Origin of the sequence: [Mycobacterium] manitobense, assembly GCF_025821665.1 — a bacterium.
Lineage (GTDB): Bacteria > Actinomycetota > Actinomycetes > Mycobacteriales > Mycobacteriaceae > Mycobacterium > Mycobacterium arseniciresistens.
On sequence record NZ_JACKSJ010000107.1, the window covers coordinates 1 to 1147 of the forward strand.

2 protein-coding genes and 1 pseudogene are annotated in these 1147 nt (G+C 73.4%); 1 reads left to right on the forward strand and 2 read right to left on the reverse strand.

Annotated elements, in window-relative coordinates:
• Positions 1–464: pseudogene (locus H7I41_RS13990) on the reverse strand (hypothetical protein); the annotation flags it as partial.
• 155 nt (positions 465–619) lie between these two features.
• Positions 620–871, reverse strand: a complete 252-nt coding sequence (locus H7I41_RS13995) for a hypothetical protein (protein WP_264013197.1) — start codon at positions 869–871, stop codon at positions 620–622.
• Positions 872–926: 55 nt separating this feature from the next.
• Between H7I41_RS13995 and H7I41_RS14000 the strand changes: the two genes are divergently transcribed.
• Positions 927–1147 (forward strand): hypothetical protein (locus H7I41_RS14000; RefSeq protein WP_264013198.1); only part of this gene is annotated, 221 nt, incomplete at its 3' end.

The following is a 1147-nucleotide window of genomic DNA, read 5'->3' on the forward strand; positions in this document are numbered from 1 at the left end:
ACCTGCGCGGGCTTCTCCACGGGCGCCGGCCGCTCGACGGGCGCCGGAGTTGCTGCGGGCAGCGGCTTCTCGGCGCGGGGCGGGTCGGCGACGGCAGGCTCTTCGGCGACCGGGGGCGCCTTCACGGCCGGCTCAGGGGCCACCGGCGCCTCGATGACCGGCTCGGGAGCCACCGGCTCCCGGACCACCGGCGGCGCCTCGACCACCGGCTCCGGCTCCACGACCACTGGCGCCTGAACGGGCGGGAGCGCTTCCGGCGCAGGGGCTTTCCGCTCGGCGGGCCGTTCCCGGACCTCCACCTCCGAGCCGGATCCGCCCTGGGGCGGGGACGGCAGGACCGTCTCGGTCGGCGCGACCGGGTCCTTGTCGGGTTTGGCCAGCGCAGGGGCGGCGCCGCCGGAGAGCGCGGTCAGCGAGATCACCACCCCCGATGCCAACGCCGCCGCAGCAGTTCTCGGGTTCACCGGTGCACCACCCATTACGGGTCGACTCCTCTGACGTCAGGGCGCAGCCGTCTCCCCCGACACTGGCCTGGTACCAGCAGCCGCCACGACGTGGTGATCAATCGATCTCAACCAAACTTATCGCGCGCCCGCGCGAACCGTTACAGGCACGAAGACTACTGCGTGGCGTACTGCAGCGCCGGTTCGGTGGAGTCGACGCCGCCGCTGCCGTAGATGGTGAGCCGGTCGGGCCGCACCTCGTAGCGGGCGCCGTCGGCGGGGTTGACGGCGTCGAATCCACCGCCCGCCGGCACTGCGTTCGCGAGTTCGAGGTCGGCGCCGTCGCTCAGCCGTTCTCCGCGGTAGTAGTAGCCGCCGCTCGACCCGGTGCCGCACACGACCGCGAGCGAGTTCGCCGTCCGGACCATCGCTGCGGCCTTGTCGCCGTTGTCACAACGCGCCGAATGACCGATGAAACCCTGTGTGTCGGCGCCGGCCATGGTGACGGCGCCCGCTGTGGTGCTCGTCGTGGTGGACGGGGTCGTCGAGGTGGTGCTCGTCGAGCTCGGGGCGCTCGAAGAGGTCTCGGTGCTCGACGGCTCCGTGGCCTCGGTGGTCGTCGCCTGCGGCGGCACCGCCAGCGGTGTTCGCGCCGGGCTGCCCGCGTCGCCGCCCGACACCAGCAGCGCGCCCAGCGCCGCGGC